Raw genomic sequence first — 17,132 nt, 5'->3', positions numbered from 1 at the left:
CCGACTGCTTGACAATAAGCGCCATGTCCGCCATTTCATCGACTCGCCCGTCCGAACACCTGTTGATTCCCTTTGCGGCCTGCAGCGCAGAAAGCTGGCTGCCCACCCTGCAGGCGCAACCGCCTGAAAGCTTTCAGCACTTAACGGAACTGCTGCGGGGCATGAAGCGCGTGCACATTGATGAGGCAGACGCCCACACCTTGTCGCCCCCTCACGAGCGGGCATTGGCCCGTGCGGAAGGGCTGGCGGTCGAAGGCGTGCCAGATGGACTGATTCCGTGGGCAGCCGGGGACCTGCCTGAGCGCCTGCAGGCCCGCGAGAACAAAGCCTGGGCCTGGGTCACTCTCTGCCACTGGGCGATGGGCCGCGAACACGCGATTCTGACCGATCCGGCAGCGCTGGCTTTAACTGAAAATGAGTCCCGCGCCCTGCTCATGGCGATGCAGCCTTATTTTGAAACCGATGGCATCAGGCTTCACTACCTTGCGCCCGAACGCTGGCTGGCAGAAGGCGAACTGTTCCGCAACCTGCCCACGGCGTCGCTTGACCGGGTGCTTGGCCGCAGCGTGGATGCCTGGCTGCCCGGCGCCGGCGCTGCCGAAGGTAAAGCCAATCCGCCCCTGGCAAGTGCTACCCCGTTTGAGGGCGGCGCCAGAACAATGCGCCGGCTGCAAAACGAAATGCAGATGCTGCTTTACACCCACCCCGTGAACGATGCACGGGCAGATCTTCGGCAGTTGCCGGTCAATTCCTTCTGGCTTAGCGGCACAGGTACGCTCAGCCAAAGCCGCTCCCAAAGGGAAAGAGAGCCCGTCCGTGTGCCCCGCACGCTGGCGCAGGCGGCTTTTTGCGATGACTGGACCGCTTATGCGCAGGCCTGGAAGGCATTGGATGCCGCCGAGGTCGCTCCGCTACTGGCTCGACAGCGTCGGGGCGAGTTCGTGCGACTGACGCTGTGCGGGGAGCGCAGCGCCCATACCTTTGAAACCATACAGCGTGGCTTCTTCGCGAGAATTTCAAGTCGCTTATCCCCCGTACGCACACTGGACCTGCTGCGGCAGCTATAAAAATCTTGGCAAACGAAGTTTTAAACTAGCCCCCATGAAAATACAGGTACGCGACGTGCCACCGCGCAGCGTCTGGGCCCTGCAGCAGGGAGGCATTCACCCGCTGCTGGCACAGCTCTATGCTGCGCGCGGCGTCCGTTCAATGGACGAACTCGACGATGGGCTGGCCAAACTGCTGCCGCCCGCCTCTTTGCAGGGAAGCCGGGAAGCTGCCCAGCTACTCGCCGACGCCATGGCCGCTGATAAAAAAATCTGTGTGGTGGCCGACTACGACTGCGATGGCGCCACCGCCTGCGCCGTGGCGCTGCGGGGCTTAAAACTGCTGGGTGCCAAACAGGTCAGCTACCTGGTACCGGACCGGGTGCTTGACGGCTACGGCCTGACACCGCCAATTGCCGAGCGCGTCAGCGCCAGCGGCGCCGACGTGCTGGTAACCGTAGACAACGGCATCGCCAGCGTCGACGGCGTGGCTCGGGCTAAAGCGCTGGGCATGCAGGTTTTAGTCACTGACCACCACCTGCCCGCGCTTAAAGACGGGCAAGTGGTACTGCCGTCCGCCGATGTCATCGTCAATCCCAACCAACCAGCGTGCCGCTTCGAGAGTAAATCAATCGCCGGGGTCGGTGTAATTTTCTATGTGCTGCTTGCGCTGCGCGCCGAGTTGCGAGCGCGCGGACTATTTGATGCCAGTTCGCAGCCCAAACTCGATACCCTGCTTCCGTTGGTGGCGCTCGGCACCGTGGCCGACGTGGTCAAGCTAGACGCCAACAACCGCCGCCTGGTCGCGCAGGGGCTCAAGCGCATCCGGGCCGGGGCCCTGCCCGCTGGCATTGCCAGCTTGTTCGCGGCCGCAGGACGCCATGCACCTATGGCAACGACGTTTGACTTCGGTTTCGCGCTCGGACCACGCATTAATGCAGCGGGCCGTCTCAGCGACATGACACTGGGCATTGAATGCCTACTCACCGATGACGGGGCGCGTGCTAGCGAACTGGCCGCCCTGCTCGACGGCATTAACCGCGAACGCCGAGACATTGAGTCGGGCATGCGCGAGCAAGCCCAACTGGCTGCCGACGCGATGATTGACGAGGATGAGGAGCCCCCGCCAGCCATCGCGATTTTCAATCCCGAGTTTCATGAAGGTGTGGTGGGTATCGTGGCCTCGCGTATCAAGGACAAGCTGCATCGGCCAACTTTTGTTTTTGCCGCCAGCCAGGCGCCGGGCAAGGGGCATGAACTCAAAGGCTCGGGCCGTTCGATTCCCGGCTTTCACCTCCGCGATGCGCTGGACCTGTTGGCCAAACGACAGCCCGGCGTGTTGCTGCGCTTTGGCGGCCACGCCATGGCCGCCGGCTGTACGATCGCCGAAGAAAACTTCGGGGCATTTGAGCAGGCGCTGCAACAAGTCGCCAGCGAATGGTTGGACGCCGCGACCCTGACGCGGCGCCTGGACACCGATGGCCCACTGGCGCCAGAATACCGGCGCGTCGATCTCGTCGACGCACTGCACCAAGAAGTCTGGGGACAAGGTTTTGCGGCACCCACCTTTAGCGAAGTAGTTGAGATAGTCTCGCAGCGGCTGGTGGGCGAAAAACACCTGGCACTCAAACTCAAACACCAAGGCCAACCGGTGGACGGGATCTGGTTTGGCCACACCGAATCTTTACCGGCTCGCGTAAAACTGGCCTTTCGGCTAGATGCCGATGAGTGGCAAGGCGTCAAGCGGGTGCGCTTTTTGGTGGAAGGCGCGGAACTTTAGGCCTGAATGGGGACATCGCAAGAGTCCGACGACTTTTGGGCGTGTCTGCCTACAGCCGGGCGAAGTCAGGGCGTTAACGATCAAGTTTCGAAAATTTCATCAACTTGCGTTAAACAACACCCCGAAGAGCACCTTATGAACACCATCATCTACATCGTCGGACTTGTTGTCATCATCGGCGTAGTCCTGTCTTATTTCGGCTTACGCTGAAGCCAAGCGTAGCAAGCTTGGGTAGGAGGCCAGTTGATTCATAGCGGCGAAGTGCCGGGAACCAACCCTCACCCCAGTTAAGTGCTACCAGACGCGGCGATCTGGTCACGCTTTTTTCGGGGTGCGCTGCAGGAGCTATCGAACGGGCCGGTACACTGCCTGAATGATCGACCCCGTCGCGCTTTATCCCGCGCTTGCGCACGTTGTTCCCACGCTGGCCGACCTGGGTCCATCTGTCGGCCCCTTAACGGTGGCGGTGGGCGGTGTGCTTTTTGACGAAAACGCGATTTGTCGGGGTTTTCCGATGGTGCTGGAAGGCGAGGTGAAAGTGTCGCGCCATTCCAGCGACGGGCGGTCGCTTGAGCTGTATCGGGTTGTCCCCGGTGAGCTCTGCCTGGTTTCCAGTGCCAGCCTGTTTCGCAGCCAACGACTGCTGGCCCACGGCGTTACCACCAAACCCACCACCTTGCTGCTGATACCGCCGCCGATGTTCATTCAGTGGCTCGAGACCCCCGCTTTCCGCAACGACGTATTGGGGCTGTTCGCCGAACGTATGGCGGATCTGACAGGTTTGATCGATGCCGTCGCCTTTCAGAAGCTGGACCAGCGGCTGGCAGCCTGCTTGCTGGGTCGTGGGCAGGACCTGGCGCTCACCCACCAGGTGCTGGCGGACGAATTGGGTACGGTGCGCGAAATCGTTTCGCGGCTGCTGCGTCGATTCGAACGGGAAGGATGGGTCGAGTTGGCGCGCGAGCACATCCACATCCGCGACAGCGCTGCGCTGCGCGCCATAGCCGCCGCCCTACCTGCTTAATTTGCTATTTATCAAATAGCAAATTAAGTTCCGGTCAGAGGGGGATCGAGGCAAAAATTCCTCAAAAAAAGTTAGGCCGGCTCAGAATCACCCTGAAGCCATCAGCGTGAAAGGCGTCGACGGCGTCATGCCAAACTATAAGGTATAACATCCGTATATCTTTATGATTTGAGCCCCAAAGGAGTTCCTAAAATGAGATTTCTAACCTACTCGTCACTTTTTGGACAACCCAAGACGGTCGCCTTCAATGGCGCGAAGGGTCTTCAACCATGACCATTACATTGACTGACGCGGCAGCAAAGCAGATTCACTCGCAAATTGCCAAGCGCGGCGCGGGGATCGGACTGCGCGTCGGCGTCAAAAGCGTGGGCTGCTCAGGGTTTGCCTACACCTATGAGGTCGCCGACGAACTGCGCGCGGGCGAGCAACGGTTTGAAGGACATGACGCCGCGCTGGTGGTCGCTTCGCAAAACCTCGCCGCCCTCGATGGTGCGCGTTTCGACTTCGTCACCGAAGGCCTGAAACAGTTTTTCAAGTTTGACAATCCGAACGTCGGCAACACCTGCGGCTGTGGTGAAAGCTTCAGCCTGAAGGCCTCCACCAACGGAAAAGGTGTTTTATGAGCGCTTTGCTTCAAAACCTCGTCAACCAGCCCTACAAGCATGGCTTCGTAACCGACATCGAGTCAGAGGTCGCAGCGAAAGGGCTGAGTGAAGAGACGATTCGAATGATCTCGGCCAAGAAGAACGAGCCGGAGTGGCTACTCGAATTCCGTCTGAAGGCGTTCCGCCACTGGCTGACGATGACGGAGCCGGAATGGGCCAACGTCAAGCATCCGAAAATCGATTTTCAGGCGATCAGCTATTTCTCGGCGCCCAAGCCCAAGCCAAAATTGAGCAGTATGGACGAGGTCGATCCGGAACTGCTGCGTACGTTTGAGAAGCTCGGCGTGCCCCTGCACGAACGCGCAGCGCTGGCAGGTGTGGCGGTCGACGTGATCTTTGACAGCGTTTCGGTGGCAACCACCTACAAGGCCAAGCTGGCCGAAGTCGGCATCATTTTCGGTTCGATCTCCGAGGCGGTGCATAACCATCCCGAACTGGTGAAGAAATACCTCGGCACGGTGGTCCCCACTGGTGACAACTACTTCGCGGCGCTCAATTCCGCAGTTTTCACCGATGGCTCGTTTTGTTTTATCCCAAAGGGTGTCAAGTGCCCGATGGATTTGTCGACCTACTTCCGGATCAACACCCAGGACACCGGACAGTTCGAGCGCACACTGATCATTGCAGAAGAAGGCGCCACGGTGTCTTACCTGGAGGGCTGCACCGCGCCCAAGTTCGATACCAATCAGCTCCACGCCGCCGTCGTTGAGTTGGTTGCGCTGGACAACGCCGACATCAAATATTCGACCGTGCAGAACTGGTACGCGGGCGACGAAGACGGCGTCGGAGGCATCTACAACTTCGTCACCAAGCGCGGCTTGTGCCGGGGCGTCAACTCTCGCATTTCATGGACCCAGGTCGAGACCGGGTCGGCGATTACCTGGAAGTATCCGTCGTGCGTGCTGATCGGAGACAACTCGGTGGGCGAGTTCTATTCGGTTGCGGTGACCAATCACCACCAGCAAGCCGACACCGGAACCAAGATGATTCACATCGGAAAAAATACCCGAAGTACCATCGTAAGCAAGGGCATTTCGGCCGGTCAATCCAACAATAGCTACCGTGGCCTGGTGAAGGTCTTGCCCACCGCCAAGGGCGCGCGGAACTATTCGCAGTGCGACTCGATGCTCATTGGTGAACATTGCAGCGCCAACACCTTTCCGTACATCCAAGTCCGAAACCAAAGCGCCACGGTTGAGCATGAAGCGTCCACGTCAAAGATTGGCGAAGACCAGATGTTTTACTTCGCGCAGCGCGGCATCGGTGCCGAAGAAGCGGTCTCGATGATCATCAACGGTTTCTGCAAAGATGTCTTCTCTCAGCTGCCGATGGAGTTCGCGGTTGAAGCCACCAAACTACTCGGGTTCAAGCTCGAAGGAAGCGTCGGATGATTGTTCAAAACAGCGAGTTGCTGTTGGAAGTTCGCGGCCTGTGCGCAAGCGTCAATGGCACTGAGATTCTCAAAGGCCTGGACTTGACCGTCAGGCGTGGAGAAGTCCATGCCATCATGGGTCCCAACGGCTCCGGCAAGAGCACCTTCGCCAAGGTACTGGCGGGTCACACGGCGTATCAGGTCACCAGCGGCGAGGTGCTGTTCGAAGGTCGGAACCTGCTTGAGATGGCCCCCGAAATGCGTGCCCGCGCCGGAGTCTTCCTGGCCTTCCAATACCCGATCGAAATACCCGGCGTCGGCAACAGCCAGTTCCTGCGTTTGGCCTACAACACCGTGCAAGCCGAACACGGGAACGATGAGCTGGATCCGCTTGAGTTCGATGACTTGGTGCGCGAGAAAATGAAGTTGCTCGAAATGAGCCCCGAGTTTCTTGAGCGCAGCGTTAACGAAGGCTTTTCAGGTGGGGAAAAAAAGCGCAACGAGATCTTGCAGATGGCGCTGCTTGAGCCGAGCCTGGCCATCCTGGACGAAACCGATTCCGGACTCGACATCGATGCGCTACGGGTCGTCTCGCAGGGCGTCAATCACCTCGCCAGCATCAACAACGCCGTTGTGCTGGTCACACACTACCAGCGCCTGCTGAACTACATCATCCCCGACTATGTTCACGTGATGAGCGGGGGGCGCATTGTCCGCACCGGCGGCAAAGAACTTGCGCTGGAACTTGAGGAGCGCGGTTACGACTGGATCGAGGCCGAGGCCGAGACTCAGGCAGGTAGCTTGTCATGATCACCGACAACGTGGTTTCCCTCGGAGTTGTCGAACGGCTTCTCACTGGCCAGAGCGAGGGGGGCACCGCGCACACTGCACCGAAGTTGCCATGGCTGAGCAAACTCCGCGCTGAAGCGGTCGAGCGCGTCGGCGCACTCACCGTCCCGACGGTGCGCGACGAAGCCTGGCGATTCACCGACATCTCAGCGCTGACCCGGCAGTCATTTCACCCGCTGCGCACACCAACCGCGTTGCAGGCCGGCGACGTCCAACACTTTTACATTGAAGAGGCGACGACCCGACTTGTCTTTGTCGATGGCGTGTATGCCTCACAGCTCTCCAGCCTGCCCACGGCGGATGGTCTCATCGTCGGCAACTTGCCCTCGATCACAAGTACACATGCCGCCGCCATACAGTCGCATTTCAGTCAGTACGCCCCCTTCCACGACCAGTTGTTTTCGGCGCTCAACACGGCATTCCTGCACGATGCAGCGGTACTTATTGTGCCGCGCGCCACCTTGATCGCAACCCCGGTGCATTTGCTCTTCATCTCAACGCAGCCCGGCTTGGCGAGCCACCCCCGCCTTCTGATTTTGGCTGAAGCTGACGGCGAAGTAACGCTGATCGAAGATTACGTTGCGTTGCATGATGGCGCGTACTTCACCAATTCGGTCGCGGAGGTTGCGCTCGCTTCGAACGCGAAGGTCGAGCATGTTCGGGTGCAGCGCGAGAGCCCCAAGGCATTTCACATGGCCAGCTGCGGCGTAGCGCTCGCCCATGCAAGCCGCTATCACTCGGTCAACATCGCACTCGGCGCGCAGCTCTCCCGACTTGATCTGCATGTCGTGCAAACCGCTGATGCTACCGAATGCTCACTCGACGGATTGGCACTGATCAGCGACAGCCAGCTTGCCGACACGCACACCTTCATTGACCACGCTAAGCCGCACGGCGTAAGCCGCCAACTGCATAAATGCATCGTAGGCGGGGCCGCGCACGCAGTCTTTAACGGCAAGGTGATGGTTCGGCCCGGTGCCCAGAAAACCGACTCCGCGCAGTCCAGCCGAAATCTGCTGTTATCAGGCAAGGCGCTGGTCGACACCCAGCCACAGCTTGAGATTTTTGCCGACGACGTCAAGTGCACGCACGGTGCGACCGTCGGACAGCTCGACAGCGAGGAAGTCTTCTACTTGCAGAGCCGCGGCTTTTCGGAAACGGCAGCACGCAATCTGCTGAGCTATGCATTTGGCGCCGAAGTCATTGAGCGCATCCCCATTGCGTCATTGCGACGGCAGCTCGAGCAGACGGTGCTCGCACAAACCACGGACCAGTCATGATCAGCACACCAGACGCCTTGGCAACACCCACAACGCGCTCGGCGGCGCCCTTCGACGTGGCGCGAATTCGGGCTGAATTTCCAATTCTCAATTTAATGGTCGCGGGCAAGCCGCTGGTCTATCTCGACAACGCCGCATCAAGCCAGATGCCGCAGCCAGTGATCGACCGCCTCGTGCGCTACCAGACGAGCGAGCACGCCAACATTCACCGGGCGGTGCATTACCTCTCAGAGACGGCCACCACCGCCTACGAAGCGGCACGCGTCAAACTGCAGCGTTTTATCAACGCGCGCGAAGCCCGCGAAGTGATCTTCACCAGTGGCACGACGGACAGCATCAACCTGGTGATGCAAGGCTGGGGCCGCAAATTCATTGGCGCTGGCGACGAAATCATTTTGACCGTTCTGGAGCACCACTCCAACATCGTGCCGTGGCAAATGCTCGCCGCCGAAAAAGGTGCGACGATTCGCGTTGTGCCGATCAACGACGCCGGTGAACTTCTGCTGAACGACTACGAAGCGCTCTTTAACGAGCGCACACGACTCGTCAGCGTCGGACACATATCGAACGCGCTCGGCAGCATCAACCCGATCAAGCAAATGATCGCGTTTGCGCACGCGCGTGGTGTGCCGGTGCTGATTGATGGCGCACAAGCTGCGGCTCACTCGGCGGTAGACGTGCAGGATCTGGACTGCGATTTCTATGCTTTTTCGGGACACAAATTGTGCGGACCAACCGGCATCGGCATTCTGTATGGACGGGCTGCACTGCTTGAGACGATGCAACCTTTCAAGGGCGGCGGCGACATGATCCGGACCGTGACCTTTGAAGAAACCACCTACAACACCATTCCGCATAAATTCGAGGCCGGCACCCCGCCGATTGCAGCGGCCATCGGACTCGGCGCTGCGGTGGACTATCTGTCAGCCATCGGTATGTCGGCCATTGCAACGCATGAGGACGCCTTGTTGCGCTACGCTACCGAGCAGTTGAGCAAGCTGCCGGGAGTGCGCCTGATTGGTACCGCACGGCATAAGGCGGCAGTGTTGTCGTTTGCGGTCGAAGGCATTCACCCGCACGACGTGGGCACCTTATTGAATCAGGAAGGCGTCGCCGTTCGTACCGGTCACCACTGCGCACAGCCGTTGATGAAGCGGCTGGGTGTAACGGCAACCTCGCGCGCCTCGTTCTCGTTTTACAACACATTCGCCGATGTCGATGCGCTCGTCGCCGGAATTCGCTCTGTTCAAAAGGTATTCGCATGAGCGCCGATCCCAAAGCGTTGTACCAGGAAGTCATCCTCGATCACAACCGCAAGCCGCGGAACTACGGCCTGCTCGACCACCCGAGCCACCATGCCGAAGGAGTAAATCCACTGTGCGGCGACCACATTAACGTCGCACTCGACCTGGCTGGCGATACGGTCGCAGGCATCGCCTTTCAGGGCGAGTCGTGCGCGATTTGCAAAGCATCCGCGTCGCTGATGACGGTGGCGGTCAAGGGCAAAAGCCGAAGTGATGCGCAGACCCTGATCCACGAGTTCGTTGACATGGCCACCGGCCGGCTTGACGTCAAGAACAGCCAGCACATCGGTCGGCTGGCGGTGTTCTCTGGTATCAGTGCGCTCCCGATGCGCGTGAAATGCGCCATTCTGCCGTGGCACACGCTGCAGGCTGCGTTCAATGCCGTGCCCAGCACGTCCACCGAGGACGATGCAGATCCGATGCACACACCGATCGGTGACGCGTGAGGCGACAAGTGGCGAACTTTCCTACAGGACATTAACATGCCAAAAATCGCCGAAATCGAAGACACACCAAATCCGAACGCGATGAAATTCACGTTGCGCGAACCGCTTACATGGGGCATTGCGCATTCGTATGAGAACGCGGAACAGGCCAAGGACGATGCGCTGGCGCGCGCTTTGTTCGCCATTGACCATGTGACTAACGTGTTCTATGTGGATCGCTGGATCACCGTCACGCAAGACGGTCAGGCCGACTGGAAGCAGCTGACGCGTGAAATCGCGGTTCCGCTGCGTGCTGCGCCCGCGGCTGGCGATCAATCCGCAGCAGCGGTTTTCGCGGCGCGGGCAACATTTGAGCATCTGAGCGAAGACGACCAACAGCGTCTGGAAGATATCAATGTAGTGCTCGACCTGGAGATTCGCCCCTATTTGCAAAGCGACGGCGGTGATCTGCATGTTCTCGGCCTCCATGGCAACCAGCTCGTCGTCCATTACCAGGGAGCCTGCGGCACCTGTCCGAGTTCGATTTCCGGAACGCTGCGGGGAATTGAAAACCGACTTCAGTCGATTGAGCCAGACATCGAAGTGGTCGCTGCTTAAAAGATTGCTACGGTGTCACTGATTAAAAGCACCGTTTCATTCACCATCCCTGCGAAATGTTTCGCAGGTTGACAACTGGCGCTGCACTCTTATAAGATACATCACAAATACAGCTTATAACTACCGCTTTTTCCCATTGCCGAATGCGGTGGTGACGGAGCCCGATCGTGAAAACATAATGTCAACATCAGCTCTACACCCCAAGGACCCCGCCCCTAACCTCCGCGCGTTTCTTGAACTTGCTTTTCGCCCGCTTTATTTGGCTGGCAGCGCGTGGGCGCTGATTGCCATCGCCGTTTGGATCTACGCTCCGCAAGTGCTGGCCGGCCCGCTGCAGGGCATCGCCTGGCACGCGCATGAAATGCTCTGGGGTTTTGTCGCAACCATCGCGGTCGCTTTTCTTATGACCGCTGGCAGCAACTGGACCGGGATCAACCCGATGAAAAACTACACACTAGCCGCCGCCTGCGTTCTTTGGCTGGTGGCGCGGATGGGCTTTCTGATCGGCGGTAACGACCTATTTTGGATCGCGATGGCGGCGGAACTTGGCTTCTTCCTGCTGGCTGCGGCAGCGATGATGCGCGCGGTAGTCCTTGCCAGGAACGCGCGCAACTACGCCGTGCCTTTGCTGTTGCTTGCGCTGGGCGGTGCCGACGCCTTGTACTTGCTCGCCGCGCGTGGAGGCGACTATGCGCTGCTGATGCAACGTTTTAACGCGGGGCTTCTGGTAATGGCGTTAATCGCGCTCCTAATCAGCAGACGTGTGATCCCGTTTTTCGCCATGCGTGCCGTCGCTGGCCTGAAGATTCCAAAACACACCCGTTCGGGACAGTTGCAGCTCGTCGCGTGCGCTGCGGGTGCGGTTTCTATACTTGCAGGACTACAGATTGCAACCGCTATAGCGCTTGGATTTGCCGGCATCGTGTCGTTGGTTCAAGTGGTGACCTGGAAGCCTTACGCCGTGCGCAACCACCCCCTGCTGTGGATTCTCTATCTTGGCTACACCGGCCTGGGAATTGGTTTGTTAATAACCGCGTGCGGTGCGGCGGGTGTGCCTATTCCGCCCGCGTTGCCTGTGCACGTGATTGCCATAGCCGGTTTTTCAGTGCTGATCATCGGAATGCTGACACGGACCTCGCTCGGTCATCTTGGCCGCCCGCTCGCCGTCGATCGCAGCATGCTCATGAGTTATGGGTTGGTGCTTGCTGCCGTGACGTTGCGCCTTGCAGCCCTGGCACCGTCCGCCTTCAGCCCGCAGGCGTTGCAGCTATCTGCGGCGGCCTGGATTGCCGCATTCGCGCTCTTCCTTTGGCGCTTCGCTCCAATGATGGTTCGGCCACGACTATGAAGCAGCTAGCCTACTGGATGCACAGGAGCTTGCAATGCGTCTGACCACAATGAGCGATTACGCCATGCGGCTGCTGATGTACGTTGGGCAACATCCAGAGCGCCTGTGTACTATTTCTGAAGTGGCCCGCGCCTATGACATTTCCGAAGCGCACCTGATGAAGATCACGCACCAGTTGGGCTTGGCGGGTTGGCTGGAAACCGTGCGCGGCAAGGGCGGAGGGATGCGGCTCGCAGCCGCGCCGGAAGATATTAATCTGGGCGCCGTCGTGCGCAGCATCGAGCCTGATTTCTTTCTGGTTGACTGCCTCGCCAGCGGCACCGTGTGTTTGTTGACGGGAAATTGTCAATTGACGGGCATCGTCAGTGGCGCGCTGCAAAGTTTCATGCAGCATTTCGATCGTTATACGCTCGCGGACCTGCTGGCGCCAAACACTGCAGGCGCCGCCCGACTCGGGCCTTCGACGCAGCCGGTGATCTTCCGCAAACGGCCAATTCTCGCGGCAAACTGACAGCGTTGGTGCAGCAGTTAGCTTTCTCCGTTCACACCCACACCAACTCTGCGTTGAACCCAAAATACAGCGGCTCACTTTTTCCGACCAGAGCCCAGTTGACGTGGTGGATCGCATTCACCATTTTGGAGTTGCGGTATGAAGCGTTGCCAGGCCCTGCGCGGACTCTCTCGCGAGCACCATGAAGCGCTGGTCTTGGCGCGACACGCTTCCGCGACCGCAGCAAATCCGGGCAGTGAAGGTGCGCGGCAGCAACGCGATCATCTGCTTTTGCGCTGGGACGCGCAGTTCGAACCGCATTTCGCACTTGAAGAACGGGTGCTGCTGCCGGCCCTGGTCGCTGCCGGCCATCCCGGATTAGCCAGCGAAGCGCTGGCCCAGCACGCTGAACTGCGGCGCTTGGTCAAAAGTCTGGAGAGTGGCGAACCGCTGGCACTGGCGGCTTGGGGCGATGCCATGGCAACGCATGTTCGATTTGAAGAGCGTACCTTGTTCCCGTTGGCCGAAATAGCGCTCGATTTCAGCGCGTTGCCTGACCTGATGCCCCTTTTTGCTGCGCACTGACCCTTCCGCGCGCCCGCCACCCGCTCCGAGAATCGATAGTGTGTGACCCAAGTCACTTACGGCAGGCCGAATAACGTGTTCAATGTAGTTGGTTCAATAATTTTTAAGGAAATAGCCATGAAATCCAACGTCGGCGGCATTGACCGCATCCTGCGCATCGTCCTTGGCCTGGTCCTGATTGGTTTAGCCGCTAGCGGCACCATTGGCTTGTGGGGCTGGATCGGTGTCGTGCCACTGGCTACTGGCGCCATCGGTTGGTGCCCTCCCTACGCTTTGTTTGGCTGGAACACTTGCGCCATGAAAAACAAGACCTGACCGGCAGCCAAGTTGCGACGCCGCGCGAGCCGGGGCGTCGCGATCTTCTTTCAGAGAGAAGATTTTTCTGAAATGCTATTTTTAAAATAGCGTGTTCTGCTCGCTTTAAAGGTGCTGCAGAGCAAAAAGAATTGAAACATTCAGGATGCAGCCACTGCAAGGGTCGGCCTCAGTACGGCCCGGCCCAGAGATTGGGGGATTGACGCGCGCCGAAGCGCATGCACGTCGGAAAGCCTAAAATCGTTGAGTGATTTCTCAAAAAATTCTTAACGCCGACCTTCACTGCCACTCGGTTGTATCCGACGGCACCTTGACGCCCGAAGTGCTCGCCGAACGCGCGAAATCCAACGGAGTCGAGCTTTGGGCCTTGACCGACCATGATGAGGTGGGCGGTCTACACCGCGCCGCAGCAGCGGCCAAGTCGCAAGGACTGGCTTACCTCACCGGGGCCGAGATCTCCGTCACCTTTGCCGGTGAAACCGTCCACATTGTGGGCCTGGGTTTTGATCCAGACGATGCCAGGATGCAGCAAGGCTTGCGCAATACCCGGGGTGGGCGCGAGCACCGCGCCAAGGAAATGTCCGCGTCGCTCGAAAAAGTAGGCATAAAGAACGCTTTCGAAGGGGCGTTGAAGTTCGTCAGCAACCCGGAGCTCATCTCCCGCACCCACTTTGCCCGCTTTCTGGTGGAATCAGGCGTGTGCCGAGAGACGTCCGAAGTCTTCCGCAAATACCTGACTGAAGGCAAGCCTGGTTACGTGCCGCACCGCTGGGCCACGCTACATGATGCCGTGACCTGGATCACAAACGCGAGCGGCATTGCGGTGATTGCACATCCCGGCCGATATAAGTTCACACCCAACGAAGAATATGCGCTGTTTACAGAATTCAAAGCGCATGGCGGCCAGGGTGTAGAAGTTATCACCGGCAGTCACACCAAGCAGGAATATTTGAAATATGCCGAAACGGCGAAGGAATTTAGCCTGGTCGCGTCGCGTGGGAGCGATTTCCACAGCCCCGACGAAAGCTATACCGATCTCGGTGCGTTGCCGTTTTTACCGGGCGATCTGACACCAGTCTGGGAACTGCTGGCAGATCGGATTCAGTGACGCGGGTGTAGTCCGGCGCATCATTGCGGTTCCTGCCGCAACTGATCATTCAACTGCCACTGAAACATAAAAATTACGAAGCGCTTGCCATGGCCCAGTTTTTCGAAGTTCATCCTGACAATCCCCAGGTACGTTTCCTCAGTCAAGCGGTGGAATTGCTTGAGCGCGGCGGGATCGCCGCCGTGCCGACAGACTCCAGCTACGCATTGGTCTGCCGCTTGGATGATAAATCGGCGGCAAACAGCTTGCGGCGTATTCGCGGGGTGGACGACAAGCACCACCTGACCCTGCTGTGTCGCGATCTGAGCGAACTGGCAAACTATGCACGAGTGGACAACAAGCAATATCGCCTGCTTAAAGCAGCGACTCCCGGGCCCTACACGTTCATTTTGGAGGCCAGCAAAGAAGTGCCGCGCCGCGTCAGCCATCCGTCCCGCAAAACCATTGGCCTGCGCGTGCCCGACCACAAGGCATTGCAAGCCCTGCTGGAATTGCATGGCGGCCCGTTGCTGGCGACCACCCTCATCCCGCGCGGTGAGACCGAAGCGCTAAGCGACCCTCAAGACATTAAGGATCAGCTTGAGAATGAACTGGCGGCGGTGATTGACGCCGGCGCCTGCTACAAGGAGCCCACCACCGTGATCGATTTGACGGCGATGGCAGACGGCGGCGATCCCGTGGTGATCAGGCAAGGCCGCGGCAGCTTGGCAGTTCTGGGGCTGTAAAAGAGCACCAGGCCTCCGCGTTCCAGGGTCTGAGACAATCAGTCTATGGATATTGCCAACCTGATTCAAACCGTCGCCATTTATGCGCTGCCCGTGTTGTTCGCTATCACGGTACATGAGGCGGCCCACGGCTACGCAGCCCGCCATTTTGGCGACAACACCGCGTACATGCAGGGCCGCATGACCTTGAACCCCCTCAAGCACATCGACCCCATTGGCACCATCCTGATGCCGCTGTTGCTTTATTTTGCGACCTCGGGGGCTTTTTTGTTCGGCTACGCCAAGCCAGTTCCCGTGAATTTTGGTAATCTGCGCAACCCCAAACGCGACATGGTGTGGGTGGCGCTGGCCGGTCCCGCCTCCAACTTTGTGCAGGCTTTGCTGTGGGCTTTGGTGCTGGTTTTATTGGCCGGCCTCGGCTCTCAAGAGCTGTTCTTTATAAAAATGGCACAGGCCGGCATTTTGGTCAATCTGGTGATGTGGGCGTTCAACCTGTTTCCGTTACCCCCCCTGGATGGCGGTCGCATTCTGGTGGGCCTGTTGCCCTGGAAGCAGGCGCAATGGGTGGCACGCGTTGAGCCTTGGGGGTTTTTCATCGTGATGGCTCTGGTCATCGCCGGTGTAGTCGGCAACTTGTGGCTGCGCCCCTTGATGACTCTGGGCTACGCCGTGATCAATGCCTTGATGGCGCCGTTGCTCTCTGTGTTCGGCTAACGCTGTCCGGCCTCTCCTGAACACCCCCAGCATGAGTACCGCATCAGCGCAACGTTTTCTCACCGGCATCACCACCACCGGTACCCCCCACCTGGGCAACTTTGTCGGCTCCATCCGACCTTCGGTGGCCGCAAGTCGCCTGCCCGGCGTAGAAAGTTTCTACTTCCTCGCTGACTACCACGCGCTGATTAAATGCGATGAACCCGCGCGCATCCAGCGCTCCACCCTGGAAATCGCGGCCAGCTGGTTGGCAGCCGGACTGGATCCTGAACGCGCGACGTTTTACCGCCAGTCCGACATTCCCGAAATTCCGGAATTCACTTGGCTGCTAACCTGCGTGACCGGCAAAGGCGTTCTTAACCGCGCCCACGCTTACAAAGCCGCCATCGATAAAAACGAAGCGGCCGGCACCGACCCCGATGCCGACGTCACCGCAGGCCTGTTCATGTACCCGGTGCTCATGGGGGCTGACATCCTTATGTTCAAAGCGAACAAGGTACCTGTGGGACGCGACCAGATCCAGCACATTGAAATGGCTCGCGATATGGCACAACGCTTCAATCACCTTTACGGCAAGCATCTGGTGCTGCCCGAAGCGGTCATTGAAGAGTCGGTGGCGTTGCTGCCGGGCCTGGACGGGCGCAAGATGAGCAAAAGCTACGACAACACCATTCCCCTGTTCACGCCTCGTGAACAATTGCGCAAGTTGATCGCTGGCATCGTGACGGACTCCCGTGCGCCAGGGGAGGCCAAGGAAGTCGAGGGCTCTGCACTGTTCCAGATTTACCAAGCTTTTGCCAGCGCCCCCGAAACGGCCGCGCTGAGGCAAGCCTATGCCGAAGGCATCGCCTGGGGCGACGCCAAACAGCTGCTGTTTGAGCGCATCGATCGGGAAGTCGCTCCGCTACGCGAGCGGTACCACGAACTCATTAATGATCCTGCCAAAATCGAAGCCTTGCTACAGGCCGGTGCCCAGAAAGCGCGCAGCGTAGCAACCCCTTTCATGGGCGAGCTACGACAGGCGGTGGGCCTGCGCAACCTGGACTCTCTGTCTGCGGCTCCACGGACAATTAAAGCCGCTAAAATTGAAGCCCCGATCTTCAAGCAATACCGCGAAAAAGACGGCAAGTTCTACTTCAAGCTGCTCAACGCCGAGGCGCGTCTGGTGCTGCAAAGCCAAGGTTTTGACTCGCCAAAGGACGCGGCATTCACGATATCGATGCTTCAAAAAGAAGGGGCAGCCGCACTTCCCGCGCTGGAGGGCAAGGTTGCACGCGCGCAAGGCACAAGCGCCAGTGAACTCGATACCGCCCTGGCATTTTTTACTCTCCTAGCCTGATTGTCGGTTCGCTGGGGCTTGTTCCCGGCTAGGTTAGCAATAAAACTTTCCGGCGGATTACGCGACCCACAAAGGGTGCTCGACCCTTGGTCGGGAGTGGCTGTCTTTTGTTCGTCTGATATGGCCTAATTGACATATATATTGT

The 17,132-nt window shown here is 58.8% G+C and carries 18 protein-coding genes; all 18 read left to right on the top strand.

Annotated elements, in window-relative coordinates; translation table 11 throughout:
- Nucleotides 1-23: 23 nt before the first annotated feature.
- The 18 genes from HHJ16_RS11480 (at nucleotide 24) to HHJ16_RS11395 (ending at nucleotide 16,987) form a co-directional block, all read left to right on the top strand.
- The gene (locus HHJ16_RS11480) at nucleotides 24-1,067 is read left to right on the top strand and encodes a hypothetical protein (protein ID WP_296900647.1); all 1,044 of its coding nucleotides are present in this window, start codon (nucleotides 24-26) and stop codon (nucleotides 1,065-1,067) included.
- Between the two features lie 34 nt (nucleotides 1,068-1,101).
- Nucleotides 1,102-2,826, top strand: coding sequence for a single-stranded-DNA-specific exonuclease RecJ (gene recJ / locus HHJ16_RS11475; RefSeq protein ID WP_296900645.1), 1,725 nt, complete (start codon nucleotides 1,102-1,104; stop codon nucleotides 2,824-2,826).
- 373 nt (nucleotides 2,827-3,199) lie between these two features.
- Nucleotides 3,200-3,850, top strand: a complete 651-nt coding sequence (locus tag HHJ16_RS11470; protein WP_296900643.1) for a Crp/Fnr family transcriptional regulator — start codon at nucleotides 3,200-3,202, stop codon at nucleotides 3,848-3,850.
- 269 nt (nucleotides 3,851-4,119) lie between these two features.
- Nucleotides 4,120-4,473: an iron-sulfur cluster assembly accessory protein gene (locus HHJ16_RS11465; protein WP_296900641.1), complete on the top strand. Its 354-nt coding sequence runs from the start codon at nucleotides 4,120-4,122 to the stop codon at nucleotides 4,471-4,473.
- The gene (gene sufB, locus HHJ16_RS11460; protein WP_296900639.1) at nucleotides 4,470-5,906 is read left to right on the top strand and encodes a Fe-S cluster assembly protein SufB; all 1,437 of its coding nucleotides are present in this window, start codon (nucleotides 4,470-4,472) and stop codon (nucleotides 5,904-5,906) included. The genes HHJ16_RS11465 and sufB overlap by 4 nt, the downstream gene beginning before the upstream one ends.
- The gene (gene sufC / locus HHJ16_RS11455; protein WP_366557487.1) at nucleotides 5,903-6,697 is read left to right on the top strand and encodes a Fe-S cluster assembly ATPase SufC; all 795 of its coding nucleotides are present in this window, start codon (nucleotides 5,903-5,905) and stop codon (nucleotides 6,695-6,697) included. The genes sufB and sufC overlap by 4 nt, the downstream gene beginning before the upstream one ends.
- The gene (gene sufD, locus HHJ16_RS11450) at nucleotides 6,694-8,016 is read left to right on the top strand and encodes a Fe-S cluster assembly protein SufD (protein WP_296900637.1); all 1,323 of its coding nucleotides are present in this window, start codon (nucleotides 6,694-6,696) and stop codon (nucleotides 8,014-8,016) included. Before sufC ends, sufD begins: the two co-directional genes overlap by 4 nt.
- On the top strand, nucleotides 8,013-9,281 hold the full coding sequence (locus HHJ16_RS11445; RefSeq protein ID WP_296900635.1) for a cysteine desulfurase: 1,269 nt from the start codon (nucleotides 8,013-8,015) through the stop codon (nucleotides 9,279-9,281). Before sufD ends, HHJ16_RS11445 begins: the two co-directional genes overlap by 4 nt.
- On the top strand, nucleotides 9,278-9,766 hold the full coding sequence (gene sufU / locus HHJ16_RS11440; RefSeq protein WP_296900633.1) for a Fe-S cluster assembly sulfur transfer protein SufU: 489 nt from the start codon (nucleotides 9,278-9,280) through the stop codon (nucleotides 9,764-9,766). The genes HHJ16_RS11445 and sufU overlap by 4 nt, the downstream gene beginning before the upstream one ends.
- 36 nt (nucleotides 9,767-9,802) lie before the next feature.
- Entirely contained in the window at nucleotides 9,803-10,363 is a 561-nt protein-coding gene (locus HHJ16_RS11435) for a NifU family protein (protein WP_296900631.1), read from the top strand.
- A gap of 178 nt (nucleotides 10,364-10,541) precedes the next feature.
- Nucleotides 10,542-11,711 carry an NnrS family protein gene (locus HHJ16_RS11430; RefSeq protein WP_296900629.1) on the top strand — a complete coding sequence of 390 codons (1,170 nt, stop codon included), beginning with the start codon at nucleotides 10,542-10,544 and terminating at the stop codon, nucleotides 11,709-11,711.
- Nucleotides 11,712-11,745: 34 nt separating this feature from the next.
- Nucleotides 11,746-12,222 (top strand): Rrf2 family transcriptional regulator, encoded by a 477-nt coding sequence (locus HHJ16_RS11425; protein ID WP_296900627.1) that lies wholly within the window; start codon nucleotides 11,746-11,748, stop codon nucleotides 12,220-12,222.
- Between the two features lie 138 nt (nucleotides 12,223-12,360).
- On the top strand, nucleotides 12,361-12,786 hold the full coding sequence (locus HHJ16_RS11420) for a hemerythrin domain-containing protein (protein WP_296900625.1): 426 nt from the start codon (nucleotides 12,361-12,363) through the stop codon (nucleotides 12,784-12,786).
- A gap of 117 nt (nucleotides 12,787-12,903) precedes the next feature.
- Complete coding sequence (locus HHJ16_RS11415; protein WP_296900623.1) at nucleotides 12,904-13,101, top strand: DUF2892 domain-containing protein; 198 nt, start codon at nucleotides 12,904-12,906, stop codon at nucleotides 13,099-13,101.
- A gap of 247 nt (nucleotides 13,102-13,348) precedes the next feature.
- A complete protein-coding gene (locus HHJ16_RS11410) occupies nucleotides 13,349-14,209 on the top strand; it encodes a 3',5'-nucleoside bisphosphate phosphatase (protein WP_296900621.1) in 861 nt (286 codons plus the stop codon).
- A gap of 89 nt (nucleotides 14,210-14,298) precedes the next feature.
- Nucleotides 14,299-14,934: an L-threonylcarbamoyladenylate synthase gene (locus HHJ16_RS11405; RefSeq protein WP_296900618.1), complete on the top strand. Its 636-nt coding sequence runs from the start codon at nucleotides 14,299-14,301 to the stop codon at nucleotides 14,932-14,934.
- A gap of 45 nt (nucleotides 14,935-14,979) precedes the next feature.
- Nucleotides 14,980-15,648 carry a site-2 protease family protein gene (locus tag HHJ16_RS11400; RefSeq protein ID WP_296900616.1) on the top strand — a complete coding sequence of 223 codons (669 nt, stop codon included), beginning with the start codon at nucleotides 14,980-14,982 and terminating at the stop codon, nucleotides 15,646-15,648.
- A 31-nt stretch (nucleotides 15,649-15,679) separates the two neighbouring features.
- Nucleotides 15,680-16,987: a tryptophan--tRNA ligase gene (locus HHJ16_RS11395; protein WP_296900614.1), complete on the top strand. Its 1,308-nt coding sequence runs from the start codon at nucleotides 15,680-15,682 to the stop codon at nucleotides 16,985-16,987.
- The last annotated feature ends 145 nt before the right edge of the window (nucleotides 16,988-17,132 follow it).

Origin of the sequence: Polaromonas sp., assembly GCF_012927485.1 — a bacterium.
Lineage (GTDB): Bacteria > Pseudomonadota > Gammaproteobacteria > Burkholderiales > Burkholderiaceae_C > Polaromonas.
Note: the sequence above shows the minus strand (reverse complement) of the source record. Positions and strands in the feature narration are given on the sequence as shown.

What these genes read in the sequence shown, in the direction of transcription:
- HHJ16_RS11480 (WP_296900647.1), top strand. Translation starts at nt 24, where the DNA reads ATGTCCGCCATTTCATCGACTCGCCCGTCCGAACACCTGTTGATTCCC.
- recJ (WP_296900645.1), top strand. Translation starts at nt 1,102, where the DNA reads ATGAAAATACAGGTACGCGACGTGCCACCGCGCAGCGTCTGGGCCCTG.
- HHJ16_RS11470 (WP_296900643.1), top strand. Translation starts at nt 3,200, where the DNA reads ATGATCGACCCCGTCGCGCTTTATCCCGCGCTTGCGCACGTTGTTCCC.
- HHJ16_RS11465 (WP_296900641.1), top strand. Translation starts at nt 4,120, where the DNA reads ATGACCATTACATTGACTGACGCGGCAGCAAAGCAGATTCACTCGCAA.
- sufB (WP_296900639.1), top strand. Translation starts at nt 4,470, where the DNA reads ATGAGCGCTTTGCTTCAAAACCTCGTCAACCAGCCCTACAAGCATGGC.
- sufC (WP_366557487.1), top strand. Translation starts at nt 5,903, where the DNA reads ATGATTGTTCAAAACAGCGAGTTGCTGTTGGAAGTTCGCGGCCTGTGC.
- sufD (WP_296900637.1), top strand. Translation starts at nt 6,694, where the DNA reads ATGATCACCGACAACGTGGTTTCCCTCGGAGTTGTCGAACGGCTTCTC.
- HHJ16_RS11445 (WP_296900635.1), top strand. Translation starts at nt 8,013, where the DNA reads ATGATCAGCACACCAGACGCCTTGGCAACACCCACAACGCGCTCGGCG.
- sufU (WP_296900633.1), top strand. Translation starts at nt 9,278, where the DNA reads ATGAGCGCCGATCCCAAAGCGTTGTACCAGGAAGTCATCCTCGATCAC.
- HHJ16_RS11435 (WP_296900631.1), top strand. Translation starts at nt 9,803, where the DNA reads ATGCCAAAAATCGCCGAAATCGAAGACACACCAAATCCGAACGCGATG.
- HHJ16_RS11430 (WP_296900629.1), top strand. Translation starts at nt 10,542, where the DNA reads ATGTCAACATCAGCTCTACACCCCAAGGACCCCGCCCCTAACCTCCGC.
- HHJ16_RS11425 (WP_296900627.1), top strand. Translation starts at nt 11,746, where the DNA reads ATGCGTCTGACCACAATGAGCGATTACGCCATGCGGCTGCTGATGTAC.
- HHJ16_RS11420 (WP_296900625.1), top strand. Translation starts at nt 12,361, where the DNA reads ATGAAGCGTTGCCAGGCCCTGCGCGGACTCTCTCGCGAGCACCATGAA.
- HHJ16_RS11415 (WP_296900623.1), top strand. Translation starts at nt 12,904, where the DNA reads ATGAAATCCAACGTCGGCGGCATTGACCGCATCCTGCGCATCGTCCTT.
- HHJ16_RS11405 (WP_296900618.1), top strand. Translation starts at nt 14,299, where the DNA reads ATGGCCCAGTTTTTCGAAGTTCATCCTGACAATCCCCAGGTACGTTTC.
- HHJ16_RS11400 (WP_296900616.1), top strand. Translation starts at nt 14,980, where the DNA reads ATGGATATTGCCAACCTGATTCAAACCGTCGCCATTTATGCGCTGCCC.
- HHJ16_RS11395 (WP_296900614.1), top strand. Translation starts at nt 15,680, where the DNA reads ATGAGTACCGCATCAGCGCAACGTTTTCTCACCGGCATCACCACCACC.